Below are 25,735 nucleotides of genomic sequence, written 5' to 3'. Positions count from 1 at the left end.
ACTGTGATGCCTCACAATCCGGCCATCCGCATCGCACCGATTCGAAATTAGGTCCTAGGCTGTCGGCATGGCATACGACGTCGCCCGGGTGCGGGGACTTATCCCTTCGCTCGGAGACGGTTGGATCCATCTCGATCCTCAGGCCGGAATGCAGCATCCCGATTCGGTGTCCACCGCGGTGTCGACCGCGTTCCGTGGTTCCGCGGCCTCCCACTCCGGCAGGCACGTCTCCGCGCGGCGCAGCGCCGCGACCCTGGAGGCGGCCCGTGAGGCCGTCGCCGATCTCGTGGGCGGTGACCCGGCGGGCGTGGTGCTCGGCCAGGATCGGGCCGTGCTGTTGGCCTGGCTGGCCGAGGCGCTCAGCTCGAGGCTCGGCCTCGGCACCGGGGTGGTCCTCTCCCGGCTCGACGAGGAGGCCAACGTCGCGCCCTGGTTGCGGGTGGCGAATCGTTATGGCGCGCAGGTTCGTTGGGCCGAGGTCGAGATCGACACCTGCGACCTGCCCAGCTGGCAGTTCGCCGAGCTGATCGGGGCCACGACGCGACTGGTCGCGCTGACCGCTGCCTCCCCGATCGTCGGGTCGGCGCCGGACGTGCGGGTGGCCGCGGACCGGATCCACGAGGTCGGCGGACTGCTGGTCGCCGACGCCATCGCGGCCGCGCCCTACGCGCATGTGGACATCCACGAGATGGGTGCCGACGTGCTCGCGGTGAACGCGCCGAGCTGGGGCGGTCCGCAGATCGGCGCCCTGATCTTCCGCGAGCCCGCACTGCTCGACAAGATCCCCGCGATCTCGTTGAACCCGTACGCCACCGGGCCCGAGCGCCTGGAGATGGGCGGGCACCAGTACGCCCTGCTCGCCGGGCTGACGGCCTCGATCGACTACCTGGCCGGCCTGGACGAGACCGCCCGCGGCAGCCGCAGGGAGCGCCTGGAGACCTCGATCAGCTCGCTGCAGGACTACCACGACCGGATCTTCGACTACCTGATGGCGTCGCTGCGCCGGCTGCCCCAGGTGATGCTGATCGGCACCTCACACAGCCGCGTGCCGACCATCAGCTTCACGGTCGCCGGGGTGCCCGCGGAGAAGGTGTCGCTGCACTTCGCCGAGCGCCGGATCGGAACCCTCGTCGGCGAGCGCGGCGGCAGCAGGCTGCTGGACTCGCTCGGGGTCAGTGACGAGGGCGGTGCCGTGACGATCGGCCTGGCGCCCTACACGACCCGGTACGAGATCGATCAGCTCGTGCGCGCCGTCGCCGCCCTCGGCTGATCGGTCCTCACTCGAGCGTCAGCACGACCTTGCCGACGGTCTCCGGCGCATCCAACAGGGCATGGGCCCGCGCTGCCTCGGTGATCGGCAGCTCGGCGTGCACGACCGGACGGACGGCCCCGTCCGCGACCATCGGCCAGAGTCGCTCGGTGACCGCGGCGACGATGGCGGCCTTGCTCGAGCGCCCGGTCTCGGGCCTGCCGCGCAGGCCCGTCGCGAACACCCGGCCCCGCTTGGCGAGCAGCTTGCCCAGGTCCAGCTCGCCGACCCGGCCGCCCTGCATGCCGATGACGCAGAGCTGCCCGTCCTTGGCCATGGCGTCGATGTTCCTCCCGAGGTAGGCGCCACCCATGTTGTCGAGGATCAGGTCGGCGCCGCCGCGGGGGGTCGCGGACAGCGCGGCCACGAAGTCGTCCTCGCGATAGTTGACGGCGATCGACGCGCCCAGCCGACGGCACACCGCCAGCTTGTGCTCGGAGCCCGCCGTCGCGGCGACGGTGGCGCCGAGCGCGGCCGCCACCTGGATCGCGTGGGTGCCGATGCCGCCCCCGCCGCCGTGGATCAACACCACCTGGCCCGCCTGCAGGCCTGCGATCATCACCAGGTTCGACCACACCGTGCAGGCCACCTCGGGCAGCGCCGCCGCCGCGATCAGGTCCAGGCCCTCGGGCACCGGCAGGAGCTGGGTGGCAGGAACCGTCACCCGCTGCGCGTAGCCGCCGCCGGAGAGCAGCGCGCACACCGGGTCGCCGACCGCCCAGCCGCGCACGCCGTCGCCGAGTTCGGCGATGGTGCCCGAACATTCGAGCCCGAGGATCTCGCTGGCCCCCGGCGGCGGGGGATACAGGCCCTCCCGCTGCAACAGGTCGGCGCGGTTGATCGCCGTGGCCGCGACGTCGATGAGGACCTGGCCCTGTCCGGGCCGCGGATCGGGCACCTCGGTCCACTCGAGCACCTCGGGTCCGCCGGGGCCGGTCACGGTGATGGCGCGCATGATGACGACGCTAGCCCGCGCCCGCCCCGCTGTCGCGGGAGCGGCCGAACCGGCCTCCCGACCCCTCCCGTCCGGGGCCGAGACCCGCTACCGTCACGCGGGTGACCTACTTCGGCAACATGCAGAACGAGATCTACCTGTCCGGGGTCGGCGGCGCCAGGCCCGAGCTGCCGATGACCGCGGCCGGGCTCGAGGAGCTGGCCGCGACCACGCTGTCGCCGGAGGCCTTCGCCTACATCGCGGGCAGCGCGTCGAGCGAGCGGACCGCAGCCGCGAACCTGGCCGCATTCGAGCGGCACTCGATCGTGCCCCGGATGCTGCGCGGGACCGCGGCCCCGGACGCGCGGGACCTCAGCGTGGAGGTGCTCGGCACCCGGCTGGCCGCGCCGGTGCTGACCGCGCCCGTCGGAGTTCTCGAACTGGTGCACCCGAACGCGGAGCTCGCGGTCGGCGAGGCCGCCGACGAGCTCGGAATCGGCTCGGTGCTGTCCACGGCGTCGTCCACGCCCATCGAGCAGGTCGGGGCGGTGTCCGGCGAGAACTGGTGGTACCAGCTCTACTGGCCCGCCGACGACGAGGTGGCGCGGTCGCTGGTGCACCGGGCCGAGGCCGCGGGCGCGAAGGCGATCGTGCTCACCGCGGACACGCCGGGAATGGGTTGGCGCCCAAGGGATCTCGAGCTGGGCCACCTCCCGTTCCTGCAGGGCAAGGGGATCGCGAACTATCTCACCGACCCCGTCTTCCGCTCCCGGCTCGCCAGTGCGCCCGAGGAGAGCGCCGAGGCGATGCAGATGGCGGTGCTGACCTGGGTGTCGATGTTCGGGAACCACACCCTGCGGCCGGCGGACGTGACCCGACTGCGGGAGTGGACGGACCTGCCGATCGCGGTCAAGGGCATCCTGCACCCGGACGACGCAAGGGCGGTGGTCGACGCGGGCGCGGCGGGCGTGGTGGTGAGCAATCACGGTGGCAGGCAGGTGGACGGCGCGATCGCCGCGCTCGATGCCCTCGCGCCGGTGGCCGCGGCGGTGGGCGACCACGCGGATGTGTTGCTGGACTCGGGAATTCGGTGCGGCGCGGACGTGCTCACGGCGTTGGCGCTCGGTGCGGACGCGGTGCTCTACGGCAGGCCATGGGTGTACGGGCTCGGCCTCGCGGGCAAGGCGGGCGCCCGGCACGCACTGCGGATTCTGCTGGCGGATTTCGATCTGACCCTCGGATTGGCCGGATTCGCGAACGTCGCCGAGATCGACACCTCCGCGTTGCGCGCGGTCTCCGGCTGAGGCAACAGCGCATATTCAGACCGAGCGGTATGAATCGTGAGCGCAGGCAACTAGAATGGTTGTGTGACAACACAGATCGACGGTTCTGAGGACGAGACCCCCCGCTGGCTCGACGGCGCGGAGATGGCCGCGTGGCGCGCCTTCATCGACGGCTCCCAGCGGCTGATGGGATTACTCAACCGGGAGTTACAGGATCGGCACGGGCTCACCACGGCCGACTATCGCATTCTCGTGATGCTGTCCGAATCGCCCGACGGGTCGGTCCGGATGAGCGATCTCGCGGACGGCGTGATCTCCTCACGCAGCAAGCTGACCCACCAGATCCGCCGGATGGAGGCGGACGGGATGGTCACCAGGAACACCTGCCTCGACGACGGCCGCGGCGTGCTGGCGATCCTCACCGAGGAGGGGCGCCGACGGCTGGAGGAGGCGGCCCCCACACACGTCAACGGGGTTCGTCGCTACCTCGTGGATCTGCTGGACGCGGACGAGTTGACGAGTGTCGAGAGGGTGTTCACCAAGGTGAACACGGCCATCGGCGAGCGATCGGCGGGCTGATCCGGCGCGGTGGATTCCGCCGGGCGCCGGGGGTGCCGTTAGGATCTGCGATGGAAGCGTGGCAGAGCGGCCGAATGCACTCGCCTTGAAAGCGAGCGTTGTGAGAGCAACCGGGGGTTCAAATCCCTCCGCTTCCGCCAAGCAGAAACGGCTCCGACCGGGCGTGCCCTGGTCGGAGCCGTTGTGCGTGGTACGGACTCCTCAGCCCTGCTGGGAGGCCTTCCAGATGGGCAGTCCGGCCCCGAGGGCGAACGCCAGGAAGGTGTCGTTCTCGTCGGGGTCGCCGATGGTGACGCGCACCCCGTCCCCCGCGAACGGTCGCGTCAGCACCTTCGCCGCGACCCCGGCCTCGCCGAACGCCGCCGCCTGGTCGCCGAGCGGGAGCCAGAGGAAGTTGGCGGAGGTCGGCGGCACGTCGTATCCGCCCGCGATCAGCGCGTCCCGCACCCGCGTCCGCTCGGCGACCACGCCGTCGGTGCGGGCGAGCAGTTCCTCGTCGGCGGCGAGCGAGGCCACCGCGGCGGCCTGGGCGACGCTGGTGACCGCGAAGGGCAGGTGCACCTTGAACAGCGCGGCGATGATCTCCTCGTCGCCGATCGCGTACCCGATCCTCAGGCCGGCCAGGCCGTAGGCCTTCGAGAAGGTCCGCAGTACAACGACATTCGGCCGCCCCTCGGCCAGGGCGATGCCGTCGGGTGCGGCCTCGCCGCCCTCCTCGGGTCGCACGTACTCGTAGTAGGCCTCGTCCAGTGCGACGAGGATGTGCGGGGGGACCGCGTCGAGGAACCGCGCGAGTGCCTCCGCGGCGACCACGGTGCCGGTCGGGTTGTTCGGGTTGCAGATGAAGATCAGCCGGGTGCGGTCGGTGATGGCCGCGAGCATGGCGTCGAGGTCGTGCTCGTAGTCGGCGGTGAGCGGGACCTCGACGGGGGTGGCGCCCGCCACCTTGACCACCACGGGATACGCCTCGAACGAGCGCCACGCGTAGATCACCTCGTCGCCCGGCCCGGACGTCGCCTGCACCAGCTCGAGGCAGATGCCGACCGATCCGCAGCCGGTGGTGATCCGCTCCGCGCTCACGCCGAGCTTGGCGGCCAGCGCGTCGCGCACGGCGACCGAGCCGTTGTCCGGGTAGCGATTGGCGCCTGCGGCGGCCTCGGCGATCGCCTCCATCACGCTGGGCAGCGGACCGGCGGTGGTCTCGTTACTGGCCAGTTTGATCGCGCCGGGAAAGCTGCGTCCCGGCACGTAGGGGGCGATTCTCGAGAGGTCGGGGCGGGTGCGCACGGTCATGGATCGACATTATGCGCCGCTTCCGATCGGGCGTGGCGGGTGCGGCGAAAAAGAACCCGGTGACCCCGAAAAGAATCTTGAACGGGTGGGCCGTGAGCGTGCCAAGGTATACGTATGTCGGGAATCTTCACGGACAGCGCGGTACTGCGCGCCCTGGGGGAGCATCCGGACGAGCCCCCCGTTCGCGTCCCCCTGACGGCCGTCGAACCGGACGGACCCGCCCGCGGCGGCATCGTGGTCCTGCACGAATCGCGGGAGTTCACCGACAACCTGCTCGATCTCATGCGCTCGCTGGCCGCCGAGGGCTGGCTGACGGTGGCGCCGCACCTGTTCCATCGGGAGCCGCAGCACAGCACCGCGGAGGTGTTCGGGGACAACCTGTTCGCCGACTTCGACGCGGCCTTCGACTGGCTCACCGCGCGCGGGGTGTACCCGGACTGCGTCGGGGTGCTCGGCTTCGACGACGCGGGCACGGCGGCCCTGCTCGTCGCGACGTCCAGGCCGGTGGGTGCCGCCGTCAGCGTGTCCGCGCGCGGCATCGTCCACCCGCTCGCGGAGGGCGCCCCGGCGCTGGTGGAGGCGGCCCCCAGGCTGCAGGCGCCGTGGCTGGGGCTGTACGGGGAGGACGACCCGGGTACCCCGCGCCAGGAGGTCGAGCGACTGCGGGACGCGATCGCGCGCGCCGAGGTCGCGACCCTGGTGGTCAGCTACAGCGGTCTCGAGCATCGAGCGGACGAGCCGCCGGAGTTCCCCGTGGACGGCGATGACAACGATGCGGCCGCGCAGGCGATGATGGATGCGCAGCGCCGGATCTTCGACTGGTTCGACGGCAATCTGCGCTAGAAATCGCTGTGACCGGCCGTTTTGCGCCCTACGCCGTGCCTGTGTAATCTTTCCATCCGGCGGTTCCGAAAGGACCTGAGCCTAGGAAGCGTGCCAGAGCGGCCGAATGGGACTCACTGCTAATGAGTTGTCCTCCTCAAAGGGGACCGGAGGTTCAAATCCTCTCGCTTCCGCCACGCTGGTGCTCGTAGGCCAGCACAACTGAAGACATGCGCCCGTAGCTCAACGGATAGAGCACTTGACTACGGATCAAGAGGTTAGGGGTTCGAATCCCTTCGGGCGCACAGTGAGGAACCCCTCGCCGGCAGTGATGCCGGTGAGGGGTTTTCTCGTGGGCCTCCGGTTGAACTCCCGTCGGACACAGCGGCATTCGGCCGCTGCGATCGGCGGTTGGCCGACTAGCACGCACGTTCGATTACCGCTAAGGTGGTCGACGCGGGCCGATGGAGCCAGCCAGCTCGAAGGCATGGGCCCGCACCAAACGTGCCGCCCGGTTCCCCGACCTGGGGCGGTATGCGGGCCCCGCCGATCCATGTGATCGGCGGGGTTTTTCGCATCCATGGTCCGGCGCGGCGGCGCCTCGCCCTGCCCTGATCCGAGCGCTATCTGTGTGTCGCCTGTGGACGAGCGTCCGGGCAGGCTGGGGATCAACAGCCGATGGGCTCCGCGTCACCTCGTTATCCACAGGGCTGTGGATGGCAAAGCTGCAGGTACAGGTTAATTACATTGATGTAATCCACAGATTCGTCCACACTGTCCACAGTCTGGTGACGGGTGTTAACAGGATTTGTCCACAGCTGTGGACAAATCGCGGGATCGGTGACGGGGACGACGACCGCCCGGTTGAGGGACACTGGGGAACCCAGGGCCACGGAAGGACAGCAGCCATGACACTGGCGTCCGCGCTGATCGGTCGGACCGAAACCGGGCGCGCCAAGCGCAGGCCGCTGCTGCTGCGTGACGCGCAGGCCAGTTCCCTCGTCGAGGCGTTCGTCATCATCGGGGTGCTGACGATCCTGGTCACCCGCGCCTACCTGCACCTGACCGGATACCCACAGGTCGGCGGGTCCACCCTGCATGTCGCGCACGTGCTGTGGGGCGGGCTGCTGATGGTGGCGGCCCTTGTCGTGCTGTTCTCGTTCCTCGGCCTGCGGCCGAGGCTCCTCGCGGTGGTGCTGGGCGGCGTCGGATTCGGGCTCTTCCTCGACGAGGTCGGCAAGTTCGTCACCAAGACCAACGACTACTTCTACCGTCCCGCCGTCGCGATCATGTACGTCGTCGTGGTGGTCCTGTTGCTGCTCAACCGCTGGCTGCACGACTCCCGGCCGCCGAGCGTCGCCGAGGACCTCAGCAACGCCGCAGCCATCGCGGTGGACGGCCTGATCCGGGGACTGCCGCCGGAGCGCCGGGCGCTCGCGCAGGCGCAGCTGCACCGGGCCCAGGCGGCGGGCGCCGACGTGACCGCGGTCGCGGACATCGGTGATCTGCTCGCGCGCTGCGATCCGCAGGAGCCCGGCCGGTTCGGGGGAGTGCGGGCGTGGGGATCGCGGCGGATCCCGTCCGCGCTGAGCAGCCGCACCGCGGTCGGCGTCGCAGCGTTCGTCCTGGTGCTCTTCTCGACGTCCGGGCTGATCAACGCCATCGTCACCCTGTCCTCCGATCTCGAGGGCGCGGCCGGGACCATCACCACCCTTGGCCAGCTCGCAGGCACCGCCGTCGCGTGCGTGCTGAGCTGGGTCGGCGTCGCGAGGCTCCGCAACGGCAAGCTGTGGCCGCTGCAGTTCCTGCGGGCCGCGGCGCTGGTCACGGTGCTGTTGACCCAGGTGTTCGACTTCGTCGCGCAGGAGTTCGGGGCGTTGCTCAACGTGGCTGTCGGGTTGTTCGCGCTGGCGGTGCTGTCGGCCAGGATCGCGGTGATCGAGCGCCGCGCGGCCGAGACGGCGTGAGTGGTCGGCACAACCGCGACCCGCGAGGTTCGGCGCCACCGCTGCCCGAAGGCCCCACGTCGCTTACCGTAGTCAGGTGACCAATCCAGCTCAGGGCGCCGCGGCCACCGACTCGGTCTGGCCGGCTGTCCTCACGTGGCGGGCCCACGCCGCTCCTCGGATGGAGTCGGTTCGTGTGCAGCTCGTCGGTAACCGGATCAAGGCGGCCGGCCGGATCATCGGTGGTCAGTGCGCCGAGCACCCCGCGTTCAGCGCGTCCTACGACCTGGTCACCGACGAGAACGGGGTGACCCGCAGGCTCTCGCTGCGGACCAGCCTGGCCTCGGGTGAGCGGCAGGTCTCGATCAGCCGGGACTCGGAGGGCAACTGGATGGTCGAGAACGGGACCAACCCCAAGCGATCGACATTCGGCGGCGCGCTGGACGTCGACGTGGTGCTCAGCCCGTTCTTCAACACCCTGCCGATCCGGCGGCTGGGCATGCACACCGACTCCGAGGACATCCAGGTCCCGGTCGTGTACGTGTACCTGCCCGACCTGAGCGTGCAGGAGGCGAGCCTGACCTACAGCAGCGGCTCGGACGGCATCCACGTGCTCTCGCCGGTGTCGAGTTCCTCGGTCACCATCGACCGCGACGGCTTCATCCTCGACTACCAGGGCCTGGCCGAGCGGATATAGGCGCTCCGCGCCTGTGCGTGGTTACCGAGTCCCTGCACCCGCGAAGCGCGCACGGGCGCGTAGCGCCCCGCCGCGGCGGCCTGCGTCGCGCATCAGTTCCACCCAGCCGTCCGCGCCGACCGCGACGTCGGTGATCTCCCAGCGCTCCAGGTTCTCGTAGCGCAGCCGCGCGGCGTGGCCCGCCGACACCAGGGTCTCCGTGCTCCCGGTGTCCGCGAGCCCGTCGCGGGCGTCGGTCAGCAGCCGCAGCGTCTCGTCCAGCGCGACGATCAGCGCGCCCGAGTTCGCCTCGCACATCGCGCGCACCAGCTCCGGCGCGGTGCCTGCGACCCGGGTGCCGTCCCGGAACGAGCCCGCCGCCAGCCCGAGCGCCAGGTCGCCCCCTGCCGCCGCGGTCACCGCCAGCGCCTCGGCCAGCAGGTGCGGCAGGTGCGAGATGCGGGCCGCCGCCGCGTCGTGCTCGTCGGCGGCTGCGGGCACCACCACCGAGCCGCAGTCCACGGCCAGCGCGGCCACCTGGCCCCACACCACGGGATCGACGCCGTCGTCGGTGCCGACCACCCACACCGCGTCGCGGAACAGGGCGACGTCGCCCGCCGCCCAGCCGGACCGCGAGGTCCCCGCCATCGGGTGCCCCCCGACGAACCGGGCGCCGAGGCCGTGCCCACGCACCGCGTCGAGGACCGCCCGCTTCACGCTGACGACGTCGGTGAGCGCGCAGTCGGGGGCGTGCGCGGCGACCGCGCCGAGCACGGCGTCGAGGGCAGGGACGGGCACCGCGACGACGATCAGTGCGCCGGACCGCTGGGCCCGGCGGAGCACGGCCTCGAGGTCGGTGTCGGCGTCGAATCCGTCGGCGCGGGCGTCCTCGACGGCACCGGCGGAGCGGTTGTAGCCCCAGGCCGTCCGACCCGCGGCGACGGCCGCCCGCAGCACCGAACCGCCGATCAGTCCGAGCCCGAGAACACACACCGGCGGGTCAGTCGCTTCAGCAGACACCCGGATAGGTTGGCACATTTGCCAGCGGACTTCATTTACCGGCGCTCGGCGGACTACGGTGACGGCATGGCTGCTCAGCAGGCGCGTGACAACAGCGCCCCCTCGGACCAGTTCGAGGATCTCGATGGCTTCGGCGTCGCGGTTGTCCTCGACGACGGCAAGTGGAAGTGCACGGCGCTCACCTCGGCCGCGCTGAACAGTCTCGAGGCCGCGGAGACCGAGCTGCGCGAGATGCGGAGCTCCGGCGCCGTGTTCGGCCTGCTCGACATCGACGACGAGTTCTTCGTCATCCTCCGCCCGGCGCCGTCGGGTACCCGTCTGCTGCTCTCGGACGCCACCGCGGCGCTCGACTACGACATCGCCTCCGATGTGCTCGACGCGCTCAACGTCGAGACCCCGGACCTCGACCCCGACGAGCTCGACGACGTCGATCCGTGGGAGGAGGGCGACCTCAGCCTGCTGGCGGACCTCGGCCTGCCGGAGCCGGTGCTCGGGGTGATCCTCGCCGAGACCGAGCTGTACCCCGACGAGCAGCTGGGCATGATCGCGCAGCGGCTCGGCTTCGCCACCGAACTCTCCTCGGTGCTCGACACCCTGCCCCGGTAGATGTCGCTGCCCAGCGGGGCGAGGGACCGCGACGAGGCGATGATCAGGGCCGCGATCGCCGCCGCCTCCGCAGCGGACTCCGCGGACGTCCCGGTCGGCGCCGTGGTCTTCGATGCGAACGGCGTCGAGCTGGCCAGGGCCGCGAACGCCCGCGAGGCCAACGCCGACCCGACCGCGCACGCCGAGATCCTGGCGCTGCGCGCGGCTGCCCTTGCACACGGCGACGGCTGGCGGCTGGAGGGCGCGACCCTGGCGGTGACCCTGGAACCGTGCACGATGTGCGCGGGGGCGCTGGTGCTGGCCCGGGTCGAGAAGGTCGTGTTCGGGGCCTGGGAGCCCAAGACCGGGGCGGTCGGATCGCTGTGGGACGTCGTCCGCGATCGCAGGCTCACCCATCGCCCGCAGGTGCGCGGCGGCGTGCTGGAGGACGAGTGCGCGGCCCTGCTGGAGGGCTTCTTCCGCGAGCAGCGCTGACCGCCAGGAGGCCCCGGTCAGCTGCCGATTTAGCGCCAGGCCCGGAGTCGGGTAAAGTCACCGGCGGTGGCGTGTCCGAGCGGCCTAAGGAGCACGCCTCGAAAGCGTGTGACGGGTAACCCCCGTCCGAGGGTTCAAATCCCTCCGCCACCGCCAAAGCGCCCCACCTGTTTAATTCAGGTGGGGCGCTTTTTTCATGCTCTGGCCCTTGACCGATGACCCGCGGGCACTGCCTGCCGCACCGCTCCATGCAGTCGCCGTTCGAACGTTGTTCGCTGATGACAACACATAGACATCTCACCGGCCGGCGCCGTTTGATCTAACAACTATCGAAACTGGTGAGCGACTCAGTTCCTCGTTGTGAACGACTTCGGGAGAAATCTCTCACCGAGCATTACCCCAACGGCGATGGTCGCGATGATTGCCGCGTCCCACCACCATGTCCAGTCAGTGAACGCCCACACGAGTGCGCTCGCTATCCCGAGAATTCCAATGATCGTGTCCCATAGCGGGTTTCTCTGCGGCGATCTGGTCACGGTTGACTGTTTGATCTGATTCATCGGCCGGAGCGGACCTGTCATTGTTCACCTCTTCGTCGCATGAGTCGCCTCAGACTGCAGGGTGCGGCTCGCGTCATGCCGGTACGAGATGGCCTCGCCGCCCGACTCGGGTGGGCGGCGAGGCCCCGCCGCTCATGGGAGGGAACGGCGGGGCAGAACGATAGGCGGCTCCGGTCGGGACGCGCCACGATACTCAGCGAATTCTCAGAAAGCGCATTGCGGGCGGCGAACGCCGTTCTCAGGGTGTCGCGTCCGGCGGCGGCAGCTTGTGCCGGCTCAACGCGCCCGACTCCACGCCGATCCGGTGTGAACGTGGGCCTCGCCGCTCTCCACGTCAGCGAGGCCCACGTGCCGCCCGACTCGGGCTAGGGGACGGACGGCAGGCAGGGACGGTAGGCGACTCGGCGTCGGGCTCGCCACGATACTCAGCGAACTCTCAGAAAATGCCCTCCGGCGGGGCCGGTGACGCGTGGCAGACGGAGTCCCGGCTACCGCTCGGCTTCGTCCACGGCGGACGCGATCAGCCCGGACAACTCGGCGCCGACGCGGTCGAGGGCCTGCACGCTGCGCTGCGCCCTTGCCACCAGCAGCGCGCCCTCGATGGCGGTGACGGCGGTGGTCGCCAGGGACTCGGCGCGGGCCGCGGGCACGCCGCGCTCGGCGAGGGCCGCCGCGATGGCCTCCTCCCAGCTGGTGAAGGTCTCGCCTGCGATCGCCCGCGCGGCCGCGAAGTCCCCGCTCTCCAGGGCGCCCGCGGCCACCGGGCAGCCCGACCGGAAGTCCGAGTCCAGCAGCCGCCGCCGGAACATGTCGATGAGCCGCGTCAGGGTCTCGGACGGTCCGCCCTGCGCGAGGCCCGACTCGATCAGCGTCCCCATCAGGCCGCCCGCCGTGCGCGTGGCCTCCTCGGCCAGCTGGGTCTTGCCGCCGGGGAAGTGGTGGTAGATCGACCCGCGCGGGGCCTCGGCGCGCTCGATGACATCCGCGAAGGAGGTCGCGTCGATTCCCCGCTCGCGGAAGAGGGCGATGGCGCTCGTGAGCATCCGGTCGCGGGCGGTGGGGCGTTGTGTCACGTGCTCGTTCTCCCTTGCTGCCTATGCCGGTCAGCATAGTTCGGCGGCCGCGTCGGCCGGGGCCGTCACGGGCAGACGCCCGCCTCGACGTTGACTGTTACCTGGCGTCATATGTACTGTCGGCCATCGAGATGTGTCGCACGGCACAGTCGCGGGCCCTCGAGCGAAAGCGAACGTCCATGTACTGGTTCGACCTCGACCCGATCGACGACTCCTACTTCGAGACCGCGGATTTCGTCTACACCTACGGCATGGACCTGCGCGCGGGGGCGGACGAGGTGTGGCGGGGGTTGACCGGCGCCGAGCCGCTGTCGTGGTGCCGGCTGCTCGACGTGCACTACACCTCGGCGGCCCCCCACAGCGCGGCGACGACCAGGGTCGCCAAGGTGGCGGGCGGCGCCATGCAGCTGCGCGAGCAGTTCTACGTCTGGAACGAGGAGCAACGGCGGCACGCGTTCTACGTGGAACAGGCCAACGTCCCGCTGTTCCGGTCGTTCGCCGAGGACTACCGGGTCGAGCCGACGCCGACGGGCTGCCGATTCGTCTGGACCTTCGCGTTCACCCCGCGTCGCGGCTTCGGGCTCCCGGTCCGGCTCGCGCTTCCGGTGAACAAGGCGCTGTTCGCGAGCTTCGTGCGGGACACCCGCAAGCACTTCGGCGCGGTGAACTGACACCCTGCGGAGCGCGATGGCGGCCAGTACTGTCCCTGCCATGAGCAGACGCTGGTGGATAGTCGGCGCGATCGCGGTCGTCGCGGTGCTCGCCCTCGTCGCGGGGCCGTGGGTGTACGGCACCTGGATCGCCGAGGACGACGCCCCCGCCGCCTCGGTGTCCACCTCCGGCGCGAAGCCCGCGATCGGGGACGTGAACGGGCGGTGGGTGGTCGACGCGGGCATCCCGCCGAACGAGACCGCCGCCGGCTACACGGTGCACGAGATCCTCAACGGAGCCAGCGTCACCGTGGTCGGCACCACCGGGGAGGTGAGTGGCTCGGCGACCGTCGAGGCCGACAAGCTGACGGCGGGCGAGATCACCGTGCAGGTCGCATCGATCGCCACCGACGACCCCCGTCGCGACGGGCAGTTCGACGGAAACGTGATGTCGACCAGTCAATTCCCCACCGCCACCTTCGTCGTCGACGGCCCGGTGGATCTGTCCGGCCTGCCGAGCGACGGCACCACCGGAACCGTCACCGCGACAGGGACCCTCACGATCAAGGGGGTCGCGCGGCCGGTGACCGTCGATGTCGAGGTGCTCCGGTCGGGCGATGCGCTGGTCGCCTCGGGCAGCATCCCGGTCACGTGGACCGACTTCGGTGTGCAGCCCCCGTCCCTCGGGTTCGTCACGGTCGACGAGTCGGGGACCGTCGACTTCCTGGTCAGCCTGCGGCGGGCCTGAGCGAGCGGGACTCGAGGCCGACCGCGACGGCCAGCGCCGCCAGCGCGCCCAGGTCCACCGCCCGCACCCGCGACGACTGCGGGTTCGTCGGTCCCACCGCCGCGGTCAGCGCTACATAGCTGCCCATGCTCGTCGCGGCGGCGGCGACGGTGGGGACCCGGATCGACGGTACGAACGTGCCCGCCAGCACTCCGCCGCCGACGATCGCCAGCAGCGCAGCGCGGTGCCGCAGCAGCAGTTCCAGGTCGGCGTCGGCCACCCGCACGCCGTAGAGGGACTCGACCCGCGACGCCGACAGCGCCGCGGCGCCGGGCGCCAGGTTGACCAGTCCGACCCCGACCAACAATGCCCGTGCGATCCGATCGGCCCACATGGTTGCCCCTTCCGTGGTGGTTGTTGTGTCAGCATGGCGGTTGTGGACCGGTCGCCGCTTCCAGAAACGTGCGCTGTCGCCCCGGCGTCCGCGCTGTGGGTCGGGTACGGGCACGCCGTCTACCTCGGGCCCTCGCTGCGGTTGGACCCGCACTCGACGGCGGTGTACTGCCTGGCGGTCGGCGTGGACGCGCCGCTGATCCTGCGGGTGGACGGGAGCGCCGACGCGGTGCTCCGATCGGTGCTCGTCCCGCCGCGGACGACGCACCAGATCGTCGCGACGGGGGAGCGAATGTTGTTCTGCTACTTCGACCCCGGCTCGGCGCGGGCGGACGGCTGCCTCGAGCGGATGGCGGCGGCGGAGAGCGGGTTCGGGAGCGGGCACCGGGCCGAAGCGGAGTTGGTCGGGCTGTGCGGAGGCCCGGTCCTCGACGCAGGCGGCATCCTGGACGCGGCGTCCGGCCCGATCCGCGGTCCGGTCGACGAGCGGATCGGTGGGGTGATCCGGACGATCCGCGCGCAGCCGGGGGCGCCGGTCACCGCGGCGGAGTTCGCCCGCGACACGCACCTGTCGACGCCGTACTTCCTCCGGCTGTTCGCCGCGGAGACCGGGACCAGCTTCCGGCGCTACCGGCTGTGGGCCCGGATGCTGCACGTCGCGACGGCGGTGTCGAAGGGCTCGGACCTCACCAGCGCCGCCGTCGACGCCGGCTTCGCGACCCCCTCGCATTTCAGCGACGCGTTCCATCGGATGTTCGGTCTGACCGCGACCACGCTGCTGAGCGGCGGGGTGGAGATCGTGGTCGACGGACCCTGATCGTCAGGGCGTCAGGTCGCGTCCCCAGGGCCGCAGCGCTGTCCGTCATGCTCGCCTCGCTTGTTCTGGACCACCAAGACCGCGATCTGTGTGCGCGAGGAAAGCCCCAGTTTGGCCAGGATGTGTTCCACGTGCCCGTTCACCGTGCGTTTCGAGATGGCCAGTCGATCGGCAATGTCCTTGTTGGTCAGGCTATCGGCGATCAGATCGGCGACCTCGCGTTCACGTTCGGTCAGACCGGCCAGGTGTCGAGCGGCCGGGGTCTCCTCGTGTGATTGCTCTCTCAGGGCAAAGGCGATCGCTCCGCCGAAGTCCAACGCGCCGCCCTCGCGGTAGGCAGCCTCGTATCCTGGCACGCCGAGTGACCCACTGACGTTCCGCGTGAACTCGTCCGGATGGACATGGAGGTCGGGGAAGCGCACCGTGACGGTGCCTGCGGCACGGCCGAGCGCATCGGAGGCTCCCATCAGCACGGCGGCCCGCCGTGGTTCGTGCTGCTCGCTGGCTATCCAGGCCAGTTGCTGCAGACATGTCACCGCCGAGCCCGGGTCCTCTCCCGCCCGCATCAACCGAAGCGCCTCTTCGAGACATTTCACCGCGCGATCGTTGTCACCCTGACCCCGCACGGCAGTTGCGATCGACAACAGCGCATACGACCGGTACACCGTCCCGCCGTGCGCCTCATTGGCGGCAAGAACCTGCTCGTGGCAGGCGACAGCCTCTGCGACCTGGCCGCGTGCCTGGCGAGCCAAACCGAGCACCAACAGCGCCTCGACGAGCCGTCTGAAGTCCCCGCGCGCCCTCGAGATTTCGATGGCCTCTTCCAGGGGTGCCAGGTCTCGATCGATCTCACCCCGGTGGAGCGCGATGAACGTCTCGATGATCACGGCGTCGACGTGCAGGATCGGGTCTTCTCGCCGTGCATCGAGGGCGCGGCCTTCCTCGAGTCGAGCGGTCGCGGCCTCCAGGTCCCCCTGGGTTGCGGCCAGGATGGAGGCGTTGTACAGCGCGTTGGCCCGGTGGAGGGAGGACTCATCGGATGTCCGAGCCAGAGCTCGGTCGAGCCACAACCGCCCCTCGCTGAGGAGCCCACGGGAGAGCCAGAACTTGCCCATGGCCGCGGCGATCCGAAGCGCGCTCTCGCCGGACTCGGACAGGCTGAAGTCGAGGGCCTCGCGCAGATTCGGCAGGTCCCGGGCGAGGCGTGCGGTCCAATCGAGCTGGTCCGGACCGCTCCACGCGGCGTCCGCCTCCAGTGCCAACTGCAGGTACCAGTCCAGGTGTCGCCGTCGCAGGGCCAGACGCTGGCCGGCGTCGTCGAGCTTCTCGCGGCCGAAGTCCCGCACGGTTTCCAGCAATCGGAAGCGAACCCCACCGCCCGATTGCTCACGGATCAGGATCGACTTGTCGACCAGAGAGGCCAGGGTGTCGACCAGATCCTGCTCAGCCCCTTCCTCGGCGCACACGGCCTCTGCCGTATCGAGGTCGAGACTGCCTGCGAACACCGACAGCCGAGCCCACAATTGTTGTTCGGCGGGGGTGCACAGGTCGTAACTCCAGCCGATGCACCATAGGAGGGTCTGCTGCCTGGTCGGGGCGTTCCTGCGGCTGCGGGTCAGCAGGGTGTATCGGTCGGTGAGCCGCTGGAGGATCTGCTCGGGTGAGAGCACCTTCAGTCGCGCCACCGCCAGCTCGATCGCCAACGGCAGCCCCTCCAACCGGGTGCAGACCTGTGCGACGGCGTTGACGTTGTCGCCGGTGAGTTCGAAATCCGGGAGCACGAACGAAGCCCGTTCGGCGAACAGCGACACGGCATCGAAATGACCCGAGTTCCGAAGTGAGAGTGGGTGGTCCGCTGGTGGCGTCGTCAGGGGGTCGACCCGGACCACGGACTCACCGCCGATGGTGAGCGGTTCCCTGCTGGTGGCGAGGATGTGGAGATTCGGGCAGGTCGTCAACAGCTTCTTGGCGAGCTCGGCCACGGACGCGATCAGCTGCTCGCAGTTGTCGAGGATGAGCAGTCCCGTGCTCGGGTGCAGGACCTCGACGAGCACCTCGAGCAACGGGCGGGCCGAGCGATTGTTCACCCCGACGCTGGTGGCGACCAGCTCGACCACCAACGTCGGATCGCGCAGCTCGCCGAGTTCGACCAGCCACACCCCATCGGGATAGGCCCTCCGCTCCGCCTCGGCCGCACTCAGGGCGAGCCTGGTCTTCCCGACCCCCCCGATGCCGGTCAACGTCACCAGCCGAGAGGCCGACAGGGCTCTGCGTACCTCGGACAGCTCGGCCTTGCGGCCCACGAAGGTTGTCAGCTCCACCGGCAGAGTTTCCACGCTCACAGGAGGCCCGTTTCTGCAGAATCCACGTCAACGACCATCCAGCAAGTATCGACCACCGGTCAAGGAAGTGCCGTTGCTGCACCAGCGCCGCTGGAGGGCATCTCGGCCTGCAAGCGAGCGGCAGGTGTGTCCTGGTTTCCCTACGGCGTCCACCCCGGCGGGCCGAACACGTACCCGAACCGCTCCCGCCACGACCCGGCGGCGCGCACGTCGCGGCCGATGGCGGCGTACTCGTGCCCCTGAAGCGTGAGGATGTTGTGGGTGCGCACCGGGGTGGTCAGCCCGTAGGTGGGGCGGTGCGTCTCGGGAGTGAAGGTGCCGAAGATGCGGTCCCAGACGATCAGGATTCCGGCGTAGTTCTTGTCGAGATACTCGGGGTCGCACCCGTGATGCACCCGGTGGTGCGACGGCGTGTTGAACACCAGCTCGAACGGCCGGGGCAGCCGGTCCACCCGCTCGGTGTGCACGAAGAACTGGTACACCAGGTTGACCGAGAACCCGACGAACACCATCCACGGCGGGATCCCGATGAGCGGCAACGGGATCCACATCAGGATCTCGCCGCTGTTGTTCCACTTCTGTCGCAGCGCGGTGGCGAAGTTGAAGTACTCGCTGGAATGGTGCGCCTGGTGCGTGGCCCACACGATCCGGGTGCGGTGGGCGATCCGGTGGTACCAGTAGAACAACAGGTCGACGCCGACGATCAGGATCGCCCAGGTGTACCAGGCGTCCACCGGCAGATGCCACGGTGCCAGATACGCGTAGATCGCCGCGTACCCGACCAGGGCGAGGGCCTTCCATGCCGCGCTGGTCAGCACGGACACCGCGCCCATCGAGATGCTGGTCCGCGCGTCCACGGCGTCGTAGCCGCCGCGCGGGGGATGAGCCCGCCCGTCCGCGCCGAAGTCGGGCGCGGCGAGGTACCGGGCCGCCGTCCATTCCAGGGCGAGGAACAGGACAAAGAAGGGAATGGCGAACGCGACCGGGTCGCGCAACGGCCTCGGCAGCGAGTTCCACCATTCCGGCAGGGATTCCCACATGTAGAGCAGTGTGACCGGCGACACGGGGCCCTGTCACCGGATGTTCACCCCCCGTGATGCGGGCGCCGACATTTGCATCCACAATGACCGGGTGAAACGCACTGTGACCGCCCTCGCACTCGGGGCCACTCTCCTTCTTGCCGGCTGCAGCTCCGAGGACACCTCGTCCGCGGCCGAGGCCTCCGCCGCTCCCACCGCCACCTGCCCCGGCGACGCCAGCGCCGACGACCCCACCGCCACCGTGATCGCGAAGTCCGCGGCGCTGCCCGCAGGCGTCACCGTCGACGGTGCCGTCACCAAGCTGAACAGCGGACAGACCCCGTCGACCGTGGATCTCACAGTCCGGGTCTGCGCGAGCGACCTCGACGGCGACGCGCTCAAGGACACCGCCTCCGCGATCGCCGTGACCGCCAAGCCGTCGCTGCTCGGATCCATGATCGGGGTGCTGACCGTCACGGAGGTCGGCGGAGACACCGTCCACACGACCAACTTCCAGGGCGAGAACTGGGATCCGGCACAGCCGGCCGACAGCCACAGGGCCGCCTGGGCAAGCTAGTCCCTTCGACAACGAGCAGGGCCCGCCCATTCCGTGCTGACGGAAAGGGCGGGCCCTGTGTCGTTCCCGGCTCGGCGGGGTCAGACCCGCGCGGGCTCCAGATCCTCGTCGGGGCGGCTTGCGGTGACGGCGTCACCGTGCCCCGGCCACCAGGCCTTGTGGCCGAGCAGCGCGGTGATCGAGGGCACCAGGAACATCGACATCACGAACGACGAGAGCAGGATGCCCAGGGCGACAGCGAATCCCATCTCGGTCATGAAGGCGATCCCGGACAGCAGCATCGACCCGAAGGTGCCCGCGAGGATGATGCCGGCGGCGCCCACCGACGGCCCGCCGTGTGCGATGGCCAATCGGGCTGCCTCCCTTGGGCTTCGGCCCTCGCGTGCCTCTTCCCGGAGTCGCGCGATCATCAGGATGTTGTAGTCCGTCCCGATCGCCACCACGAACAGATACAGCATGATCGGCAGCGAGAACGAGATGCCGGGCCGATCGCCGACCACGGTGAACAGGAACGCGGTCGCGCCCATGGTGGAGAAGAACACCAGCACCACCGACGCCATCAGGTAGAGCGGTGCCACCAGCGAACGCAGCAGCAGGCCCAGGATCAGCGCGATCAGCACGCCCGCGACCGGGAAGATCACCGACAGGTCGCGGTTGTTCGCGTCGCGGATGTCCGTGAACGCCGCGGTCGGCCCGCCGACCAGCACCTCCGTGCCCTCCGGCGCGGCGGCGTGCGCGGCCTCGCGCAGCGGGTCGATCGCGTCGAGCGCCTGGTTGGACTGCGGGCTGTACTCCAGCAGCAGGTTGATCTGCGCGGTGCTGCCGTCCTTGGAGACGAGTGCGAGGCCGCCCTGTTCGTTCGCCGGCATGGCGCCGCCGATGCCGGTGGAGGTGGTCAGTTCCTGCGCCACCCGCTCCACCTCGGCCGGGTCCAACGGGGTGCCGTTCGTGGAGTGCAGGTACACCAGCGTCGGGTTGAGTGCGCCCGCGGGGAAGCCGGACTGCAGGTCCTTGATGCCGCGTGCCGACTCCGTGGTGGACGGCAGCTGACCGAGCTGGTCGTAGTCCGTCTTGAAGCCGAACATGCCGAGCGCCATCACGACGAGCAGCCCGCCGGAGACGAGCGCCACGACGCCGGGGCGGCGGCCGGTGAACGCGCCGAGCTTGGCGAAGACGGTGCCCTTGGGCTCCTTCTGCCACGACTTCGACGGCCAGAACACCTTGGTGCCGATCAGCGACACGATCGCGGGGATCAGCGTCAACGAGGCCAGCGCCATGATGCCGACGCCGATGGCCAGGCCGGGGCCGAGGCTGCGGAACGCGCCGAAGATCGCGAGCAGCAGCGCACAGAACGCCACGATGATGGCGCCCGCAGCGGAGGCGATGACCTCGCCGACCCGCTCGACCGCATGGATCAGCGCGGTGGTCTTCTCCTCGCCCGCTCGCAGCCGCTCACGGAAGCGGAACAGCAGGAACAGGATGTAGTCGGTGCCGACGCCGAACAGCACGACGGTCAGGATGATCTGCAGCGACTGGTCGACCTGCAGGCCGGTGCCCTTCGCGACCAGGGCGATGATGCCGGGCGCGATGGACGAGACGATGCCGACCGAGACGATCGGCAGCAGGGCCGCGACGGGACTGCGGTAGATGACCAGCAGCAGCCCGATGATCAGCAGGACCGTGACGATGCCGATGATCGCCTCGGCGTTCTTGAACGCCTCCTCGTTGTCGACCATGAGGGCGGCGTCACCGGTGACCGACATCCGCAGGCCACTGTCCGCGAGGTTCTCCCCACCGACCTTGCGGATCTCCTTGACTGCCTCACCGACCGGCTTCTCGTCGGGCAGGCCCTGGAGCCCGACGCTGACCAGCTGGACTTCCTTGTTCTCGGCGAGCGCCTGCGGTCCGGTCTCGGCGCCGACGACCCGTTCGATACCGGTCGCGTTGATCGCGCCTGCCAGGCCCTCGATCTTGGCCTGGTCCTCCGCCGAGAGCGGCTGCCCGTCCTCGCGTTTGATCACGATGGTCGCCGTGGCGTCCTCGGACTTACCGAACTGCTCCTCGGCGAGGTGCTGTGCCTGAATTGACTCGTAGGTGTCCGGCAGGAATCCGGACTGCTCCTTGTTGAGCACGTCGGTCAGCGTTGGCGCGAGCGCCACGACCGCGACGGCGGCGATGATCCACGCCGCAATGATCTTCCATGGATTGTGTACAACGAATCGAGCAAGTTTCCCGAACATGTGCCCCTCCACACCGCGTTCTGCAAGTTTGCCTACCGTGCGGTAGGTAGACTACGCACCCACGTGGGTGACCGACAACTGGAATGATTCGTCGCCGCGCTGTGCGGGGCCTTAAGGTGCCGGTGTGTTCGGACCGGACCGAAGGAGAGGTGGTCGACGATGGGCGCGCGAGATACCAGGTCGGCCATCAGGGAGGCCGCGCTTCGACAGTTCATCGCCAAGGGCGTCGAGCAGACCAGCCTGAGGGAGATCGCCGACGAGGTCGGCATCACCAAGGCCTCGCTCTACTACCACTACACCTCCAAGGCCGACTTGCTCCTGGCCATCGTGACCCCGATCCTGTTCGTCATGCGCGACGTCGCCGACGCGCTCGATCAGGCGCCGCACACCGCGGATGGCATCCGGGAGGTGTTGCGCCGCTACCTGATCGGGTTGCTCAATCATCGTGATGAGGGATCGCTGTTCGTCAGGGACGCCTCGGCGATGAGCGCAACCCTCGGCCCGATCCTGCCCGAACTGATCGAGATCACCCGGCGGATCAACATCTGGTTGGCGGGCCCGGACGCCCCCGCGGAGTCCACGATCCGCGCGGTCGCGGCGCTGGAGGTGCTCAACACGGCGCTGTCGGCGAACCTGGCGGTGCCGGACGCCGACGACGAGGAGCTCGGGCGGGTGCTGCTCGACGCGGCGATGGGCGTGCTGCGGCTGTAGGTCCGGCCGACCGCAGACGCCCCCGACCGCCCGTCACACCGAGATCAGCGCCCGCTCACCCGCCAGCAGGCCCCGGCGCGCCAGGATCGGCCGCACCCCCTCGCCGAACCAGTACGCCTCCTCCAGGTGCGGGTACCCGGACAGCACGAACTCGTCCAGCCCCAGCGAGTGGTACTCCTCGATCCGGTCCGCGACCTCCTCGTGGCTGCCGACCAGCGCGGTGCCCGCCCCGCCGCGGACCAGCCCGATGCCGGCCCACAGGTTCGGGGAGATCTCCAGCGACGAGGTGCTGCCGCCGTGCAGGGCCGCCATCCGCCGCTGTCCCTCCGACTCGGACCGCGCGAACCGGGCGCTGGCCTCGGCGACGGCGCCGGGGTCGAGGCCGGCGAGCATCGCGTCGGCGACCGCCCACGCCTGACTCGAGGTGTCGCGGGTGATCACGTGCAGCCTGATGCCGAACCGGATCGTGCGCCCGGCCCGTTCGGCGTGCTCGCGGACCGCGGCGATCTTCGCGGCCACCTGTGCCGGCGGCTCGCCCCAGGTGAGGTACACGTCGGCGTGCCCCGCCGCCACCGGCAGTGCCGCCGCGGAGGAGCCGCCGAAATAGATGGGCGGCACCGGGTTCGGCGGCGCCGAGGTGGTCGCGCCGACCAGCTTGTAGTGCTCGCCGTCGAAGTCGAACGGGGCCTCGCCCCACGTCCCGCGCAGGGCCTGCAGGAACTCGGCGGTGCGGGCGTAGCGCTGGTCCTTGGTCAGCCAGTCGCCGTAACTCTGCTGCTCCTGCGAGTCGCCCCCGGTCACCACGTTGAGCAGCAGTCGCCCGCCGGACAGGCGCTGGTAGCTCGCGGCCATCTGCGCGGCCAGCGTCGGCGAGATGACCCCGGGCCGGAACGCGACCAGGAACTTGAGCCGCTCGGTCAGCGGGATCAGCGCGGCGGTGGTCAGCCAGGCGTCCTCGCAGTGCGTCCCGGTCGGGGTGAGCACGCCGGTGAACCCGGCCTGCTCGGCGGCGCGGGCGACCTGGGTCAGGTACTCGAGGGTCGGGGCCCGGTTCCCGGCCGTCCTTGGATCGGCTGTGGAGGAGTTCGAGTTGTCCACGATGCCGCGGCCGTCGCCGGCGGTGGGCAGGAACCAGTGCAGGTCGATGCTCATGAAGGGTGCTCCGAGATGTCTGTGCGGCGGGCGGCGCCTGCCGGTCGACCGGCAGGTGGGGCCCGGTCGGGGGAAGGGGAGCGGGGTGGATCGCTACCGACAGAGCGCGGCGGCAACGCGCAGGAGGTCGACGTGGCGTCGCACCGTGAGCGCAGGGTTGCCGGACATGCGTCCAGGCTGGCAGTGCCGTACGCGGCCTGTCAACTGCGCTTGCCCAATTTCATACCGTGATGGTAGGAATCAACCGCCGGACGGACCGGTGAGGCGAGGGGGAAGCCGTGCACATCACCGCGAAGGTGGACTACGCCGTGCGCACCCTGGTCGAACTGGCCGCGGCGGGGGAGTCGCACGCGAAGGCGGAGTACCTCGCGAACGCGCAGACGATCCCGCACAAGTTCCTCGAGGCCGTCCTCGGCGACCTGCGCCGGGCGGGCATGGTGCACAGCAGGCGGGGCCCGGACGGCGGGTACTGGCTGGCCCGGCCCGCCGCCGAGATCACCGTCGCCGACGTGATCCGAGCCGTGGAGGGCCCGCTGGCCTCGGTGCGCGGCCAGCGCCCCGAGGAGGTGCACTACGACGGGCCCGCCGCCCCACTGCTCGACGTGTGGATCGCGGTACGGGTGAACCTGCGGGCCGTCCTGGAGGGCGTCACCGTCGCCGACATCGCCGGGGGCAGCCTGCCCGGATTCGTCGAGCGGCTCACGGCCGACCCGGAGGCATGGCGGAGGCGCTGAGCTGCGGGTTCGCCCGGTGTATGCCGCCGATCGCGGCGGCCGATTGGTAGCCTCGAGGTCTATGTTGTACTCACTGCTGCGCACCTACCTGCGTCCATACGGGGGTGACCTGGCGGGTGTCGTTGCGCTCCAGTTGATCTCGACCCTGACCACGCTGTATCTGCCGAGCCTCAACGCCGAGATCATCGACGACGGCGTCGCCAAGGGCGATACCGGTGTGGTGCTCTCCACCGGCGGCACGATGCTGCTCATCACCTGCCTACAGGTCGCGTGCAGCATCGGCGCCGTGTACTTCGGCGCCCGCGCCGCGATGGGCATGGGCCGTGACCTGCGCGGCGCGGTCGTGCACCAGGTCGGCCGCTTCTCCGCGCGTGAGGTCGGCTACTTCGGGGCGCCCTCGCTGATCACCCGCAGCACGAACGACGTCCAGCAGATCCAGATGGTGGTGGTGATCAGCTGCACCATCCTGGTGGCGGCACCGATCATGGGCATCGGCGGCATCGTCATGTCGATCCGTCAGTCGCAGGGCCTGGCCTGGGTGCTCGCCGTCGCGGTCCCGCTGCTCGGCGTGGCGATGTACCTGGTGATCTCGAAGATGGTGCCGCAGTTCCGGCTGATGCAGTCGCGCATCGACGCCATCAACCGGGTCCTGCGCGAACAGATCACCGGCATCCGGGTGGTCCGGGCGTTCGTCCGTGAATCGCACGAGATGCGGCGTTTCGGCGCGGCCAACGAGGACCTGGCAGGCACCGCGTTGCGGGTCGGCAAGCTGATGGCGCTGATGCTCCCGATGGTGATGCTCATCGCGAACGTCACCAGCGTCGTGGTGCTCTGGCTCGGCGGCCACCTGATCGACAAGGGCTCCATGCAGATCGGCTCGCTCACCGCGGTGCTCTCCTACATCATGCAGATCCTCATGGCGGTGATGATGGTGACCGTCATCGCCGTGATCCTGCCGCGCGCCTCGGTGTGTGCCGAGCGGCTCACCGAGGTCCTCGACACCGAGCCCTCGGTGCAGGCCTCGCCGAAGCCGCTCACCAGCTGGCGCGAGCGCGGCATCGTCGAGATGCGCGGGGCGACCTTCGCCTTCCCCGGCGCCGAGGCGCCGGTGCTGCGGAACGTCAGCTTCCTGGCAGAACCCGGGATGACCACCGCCATCATCGGTGGCACCGGATCCGGCAAGTCCACCCTGCTCAACCTGATCCCGCGGCTGATCGACGTCACCGGCGGCGAGGTCCGCGTCGGGGCCGCCGACGTCCGGGTCATCGACCCCGACCAGCTGCGTTCCTCGATCGGCCTGGTCCCGCAGAAGCCGTATCTGTTCTCCGGGACGGTGGCCAGCAACCTGCGGTACGGCAGGCCGGACGCGACGGACGCCCAGCTGTGGCGATGTCTGGAGATCGCGCAGGCCGCCGACTTCGTCCGGGCCATGCCGGGCGGCCTCGAGTCCCCGATCGCGCAGGGCGGCGCCACGGTCTCCGGCGGTCAGCGGCAGCGGCTGGCGATCGCAAGGGCCCTGGTCCGGGAACCGGAGATCTACCTGTTCGACGACTCGTTCTCCGCGCTGGACCTGAGCACCGACGCCCGGCTGCGGGCCGCGATGGCGCCGGTCACCAGGGACGCCTGCGTGATCATCGTCGCGCAGCGGGTCTCGACCATCATCGAGGCCGACCAGATCATCGTGCTCGAGGACGGTGCCGTCGTCGGGATAGGCACCCACGCCGAGCTCGTGGACCGATGTCAGACCTACGCGGAGATCGTCGCGTCCCAGCTCGCCGCGCAGGCGGCGTCGTGAGCG

General features: G+C 69.9%; 25 protein-coding genes and 4 tRNA genes. 19 read left to right on the top strand and 10 right to left on the bottom strand.

Annotation, left to right across the window (positions count from 1 at the left end):
- Positions 1-67 precede the first annotated feature (67 nt).
- Positions 68-1,270 (top strand): cysteine desulfurase-like protein, encoded by a 1,203-nt coding sequence (locus ACWFRB_RS11075; protein ID WP_452640957.1) that lies wholly within the window; start codon positions 68-70, stop codon positions 1,268-1,270.
- Between the two features lie 7 nt (positions 1,271-1,277).
- Here ACWFRB_RS11075 and ACWFRB_RS11070 read toward each other — a convergent pair whose 3' ends face one another.
- Positions 1,278-2,264 carry an NAD(P)H-quinone oxidoreductase gene (locus ACWFRB_RS11070; RefSeq protein WP_452640955.1) on the bottom strand — a complete coding sequence of 329 codons (987 nt, stop codon included), beginning with the start codon at positions 2,262-2,264 and terminating at the stop codon, positions 1,278-1,280.
- 119 nt (positions 2,265-2,383) lie between these two features.
- Here ACWFRB_RS11070 and ACWFRB_RS11065 point away from each other — a divergent pair, with 119 nt between their 5' ends.
- From ACWFRB_RS11065 to ACWFRB_RS11055, 3 genes are all read left to right on the top strand, one after another.
- Positions 2,384-3,547: an alpha-hydroxy-acid oxidizing protein gene (locus tag ACWFRB_RS11065; protein WP_452640987.1), complete on the top strand. Its 1,164-nt coding sequence runs from the start codon at positions 2,384-2,386 to the stop codon at positions 3,545-3,547.
- A gap of 123 nt (positions 3,548-3,670) precedes the next feature.
- A complete protein-coding gene (locus tag ACWFRB_RS11060; protein ID WP_452640985.1) occupies positions 3,671-4,105 on the top strand; it encodes a MarR family winged helix-turn-helix transcriptional regulator in 435 nt (144 codons plus the stop codon).
- Between the two features lie 52 nt (positions 4,106-4,157).
- Positions 4,158-4,245 (top strand) — tRNA-Ser (locus tag ACWFRB_RS11055).
- Between the two features lie 61 nt (positions 4,246-4,306).
- Here the strand turns inward: ACWFRB_RS11055 and hisC are convergent.
- The gene (gene hisC, locus ACWFRB_RS11050) at positions 4,307-5,398 is read right to left on the bottom strand and encodes a histidinol-phosphate transaminase (protein WP_452640953.1); all 1,092 of its coding nucleotides are present in this window, start codon (positions 5,396-5,398) and stop codon (positions 4,307-4,309) included.
- Positions 5,399-5,512: 114 nt separating this feature from the next.
- On the opposite strand from hisC, the gene ACWFRB_RS11045 reads away from it, so the two are divergent.
- From ACWFRB_RS11045 to ACWFRB_RS11025, 5 genes are all read left to right on the top strand, one after another.
- The gene (locus ACWFRB_RS11045) at positions 5,513-6,241 is read left to right on the top strand and encodes a dienelactone hydrolase family protein (RefSeq protein WP_452640952.1); all 729 of its coding nucleotides are present in this window, start codon (positions 5,513-5,515) and stop codon (positions 6,239-6,241) included.
- An 84-nt stretch (positions 6,242-6,325) separates the two neighbouring features.
- Positions 6,326-6,417: transfer RNA gene (locus tag ACWFRB_RS11040), tRNA-Ser, on the top strand.
- A 35-nt stretch (positions 6,418-6,452) separates the two neighbouring features.
- Positions 6,453-6,525, top strand: a tRNA-Arg gene (locus tag ACWFRB_RS11035).
- Positions 6,526-7,128: 603 nt separating this feature from the next.
- Positions 7,129-8,187 (top strand): hypothetical protein, encoded by a 1,059-nt coding sequence (locus tag ACWFRB_RS11030; RefSeq protein ID WP_452640951.1) that lies wholly within the window; start codon positions 7,129-7,131, stop codon positions 8,185-8,187.
- Positions 8,188-8,263: 76 nt separating this feature from the next.
- The gene (locus ACWFRB_RS11025) at positions 8,264-8,863 is read left to right on the top strand and encodes a putative glycolipid-binding domain-containing protein (RefSeq protein WP_452640950.1); all 600 of its coding nucleotides are present in this window, start codon (positions 8,264-8,266) and stop codon (positions 8,861-8,863) included.
- Positions 8,864-8,884: 21 nt separating this feature from the next.
- On the opposite strand, the gene ACWFRB_RS11020 is transcribed toward ACWFRB_RS11025, so the two are convergent.
- Positions 8,885-9,880 carry a prephenate dehydrogenase gene (locus ACWFRB_RS11020; protein WP_452640949.1) on the bottom strand — a complete coding sequence of 332 codons (996 nt, stop codon included), beginning with the start codon at positions 9,878-9,880 and terminating at the stop codon, positions 8,885-8,887.
- A gap of 48 nt (positions 9,881-9,928) precedes the next feature.
- On the opposite strand from ACWFRB_RS11020, the gene ACWFRB_RS11015 reads away from it, so the two are divergent.
- From ACWFRB_RS11015 to ACWFRB_RS11005, 3 genes are all read left to right on the top strand, one after another.
- Positions 9,929-10,468, top strand: coding sequence for a tRNA adenosine deaminase-associated protein (locus ACWFRB_RS11015; protein ID WP_452640947.1), 540 nt, complete (start codon positions 9,929-9,931; stop codon positions 10,466-10,468).
- The gene (locus ACWFRB_RS11010) at positions 10,469-10,942 is read left to right on the top strand and encodes a nucleoside deaminase (protein ID WP_452640946.1); all 474 of its coding nucleotides are present in this window, start codon (positions 10,469-10,471) and stop codon (positions 10,940-10,942) included. It abuts the gene before it with no gap.
- Positions 10,943-11,007: 65 nt separating this feature from the next.
- Positions 11,008-11,098 (top strand) — tRNA-Ser (locus tag ACWFRB_RS11005).
- An 892-nt stretch (positions 11,099-11,990) separates the two neighbouring features.
- Here the strand turns inward: ACWFRB_RS11005 and ACWFRB_RS11000 are convergent.
- Positions 11,991-12,575 carry a TetR/AcrR family transcriptional regulator gene (locus ACWFRB_RS11000; RefSeq protein WP_452640945.1) on the bottom strand — a complete coding sequence of 195 codons (585 nt, stop codon included), beginning with the start codon at positions 12,573-12,575 and terminating at the stop codon, positions 11,991-11,993.
- Positions 12,576-12,706: 131 nt separating this feature from the next.
- Between ACWFRB_RS11000 and ACWFRB_RS10995 the strand changes: the two genes are divergently transcribed.
- Positions 12,707-13,246, top strand: coding sequence for an SRPBCC family protein (locus ACWFRB_RS10995; RefSeq protein ID WP_452640943.1), 540 nt, complete (start codon positions 12,707-12,709; stop codon positions 13,244-13,246).
- 40 nt (positions 13,247-13,286) lie between these two features.
- Complete coding sequence (locus ACWFRB_RS10990; RefSeq protein ID WP_452640942.1) at positions 13,287-13,973, top strand: YceI family protein; 687 nt, start codon at positions 13,287-13,289, stop codon at positions 13,971-13,973.
- Here the strand turns inward: ACWFRB_RS10990 and ACWFRB_RS10985 are convergent.
- Complete coding sequence (locus ACWFRB_RS10985) at positions 13,954-14,346, bottom strand: hypothetical protein (protein WP_452640940.1); 393 nt, start codon at positions 14,344-14,346, stop codon at positions 13,954-13,956. The two genes, ACWFRB_RS10990 and ACWFRB_RS10985, sit on opposite strands and share 20 nt — an antisense overlap.
- A gap of 33 nt (positions 14,347-14,379) precedes the next feature.
- Between ACWFRB_RS10985 and ACWFRB_RS10980 the strand changes: the two genes are divergently transcribed.
- On the top strand, positions 14,380-15,162 hold the full coding sequence (locus tag ACWFRB_RS10980) for a helix-turn-helix domain-containing protein (protein WP_452640939.1): 783 nt from the start codon (positions 14,380-14,382) through the stop codon (positions 15,160-15,162).
- Between the two features lie 11 nt (positions 15,163-15,173).
- Here ACWFRB_RS10980 and ACWFRB_RS10975 read toward each other — a convergent pair whose 3' ends face one another.
- Together ACWFRB_RS10975 and ACWFRB_RS10970 are read right to left on the bottom strand one after the other, a co-directional pair.
- Positions 15,174-17,483, bottom strand: a complete 2,310-nt coding sequence (locus ACWFRB_RS10975) for an ATP-binding protein (RefSeq protein WP_452640938.1) — start codon at positions 17,481-17,483, stop codon at positions 15,174-15,176.
- A 161-nt stretch (positions 17,484-17,644) separates the two neighbouring features.
- A complete protein-coding gene (locus ACWFRB_RS10970) occupies positions 17,645-18,544 on the bottom strand; it encodes a sterol desaturase family protein (RefSeq protein ID WP_452640936.1) in 900 nt (299 codons plus the stop codon).
- Positions 18,545-18,635: 91 nt separating this feature from the next.
- On the opposite strand from ACWFRB_RS10970, the gene ACWFRB_RS10965 reads away from it, so the two are divergent.
- Positions 18,636-19,100 (top strand): hypothetical protein, encoded by a 465-nt coding sequence (locus ACWFRB_RS10965; protein WP_452640935.1) that lies wholly within the window; start codon positions 18,636-18,638, stop codon positions 19,098-19,100.
- Between the two features lie 80 nt (positions 19,101-19,180).
- Here ACWFRB_RS10965 and ACWFRB_RS10960 read toward each other — a convergent pair whose 3' ends face one another.
- The gene (locus ACWFRB_RS10960) at positions 19,181-21,340 is read right to left on the bottom strand and encodes an MMPL family transporter (protein ID WP_452640933.1); all 2,160 of its coding nucleotides are present in this window, start codon (positions 21,338-21,340) and stop codon (positions 19,181-19,183) included.
- A 159-nt stretch (positions 21,341-21,499) separates the two neighbouring features.
- Between ACWFRB_RS10960 and ACWFRB_RS10955 the strand changes: the two genes are divergently transcribed.
- Positions 21,500-22,051, top strand: a complete 552-nt coding sequence (locus ACWFRB_RS10955; RefSeq protein WP_452640932.1) for a TetR/AcrR family transcriptional regulator — start codon at positions 21,500-21,502, stop codon at positions 22,049-22,051.
- A 33-nt stretch (positions 22,052-22,084) separates the two neighbouring features.
- Here ACWFRB_RS10955 and ACWFRB_RS10950 read toward each other — a convergent pair whose 3' ends face one another.
- A complete protein-coding gene (locus ACWFRB_RS10950) occupies positions 22,085-23,203 on the bottom strand; it encodes an LLM class flavin-dependent oxidoreductase (RefSeq protein ID WP_452640931.1) in 1,119 nt (372 codons plus the stop codon).
- Positions 23,204-23,296: 93 nt separating this feature from the next.
- Positions 23,297-23,371, bottom strand: coding sequence for a putative leader peptide (locus ACWFRB_RS10945; protein ID WP_378500600.1), 75 nt, complete (start codon positions 23,369-23,371; stop codon positions 23,297-23,299).
- A gap of 110 nt (positions 23,372-23,481) precedes the next feature.
- Between ACWFRB_RS10945 and ACWFRB_RS10940 the strand changes: the two genes are divergently transcribed.
- Together ACWFRB_RS10940 and ACWFRB_RS10935 are read left to right on the top strand one after the other, a co-directional pair.
- A complete protein-coding gene (locus ACWFRB_RS10940; RefSeq protein ID WP_452640929.1) occupies positions 23,482-23,937 on the top strand; it encodes an RrF2 family transcriptional regulator in 456 nt (151 codons plus the stop codon).
- 61 nt (positions 23,938-23,998) lie between these two features.
- The gene (locus ACWFRB_RS10935) at positions 23,999-25,732 is read left to right on the top strand and encodes an ABC transporter ATP-binding protein (protein WP_452640928.1); all 1,734 of its coding nucleotides are present in this window, start codon (positions 23,999-24,001) and stop codon (positions 25,730-25,732) included.
- The last annotated feature ends 3 nt before the right edge of the window (positions 25,733-25,735 follow it).

The organism is Rhodococcus sp. NPDC055112, assembly GCF_053607505.1.
The sequence above is the reverse complement of the archived record's forward strand: the minus strand, read 5'-3'. Positions and strand labels throughout refer to the sequence as shown.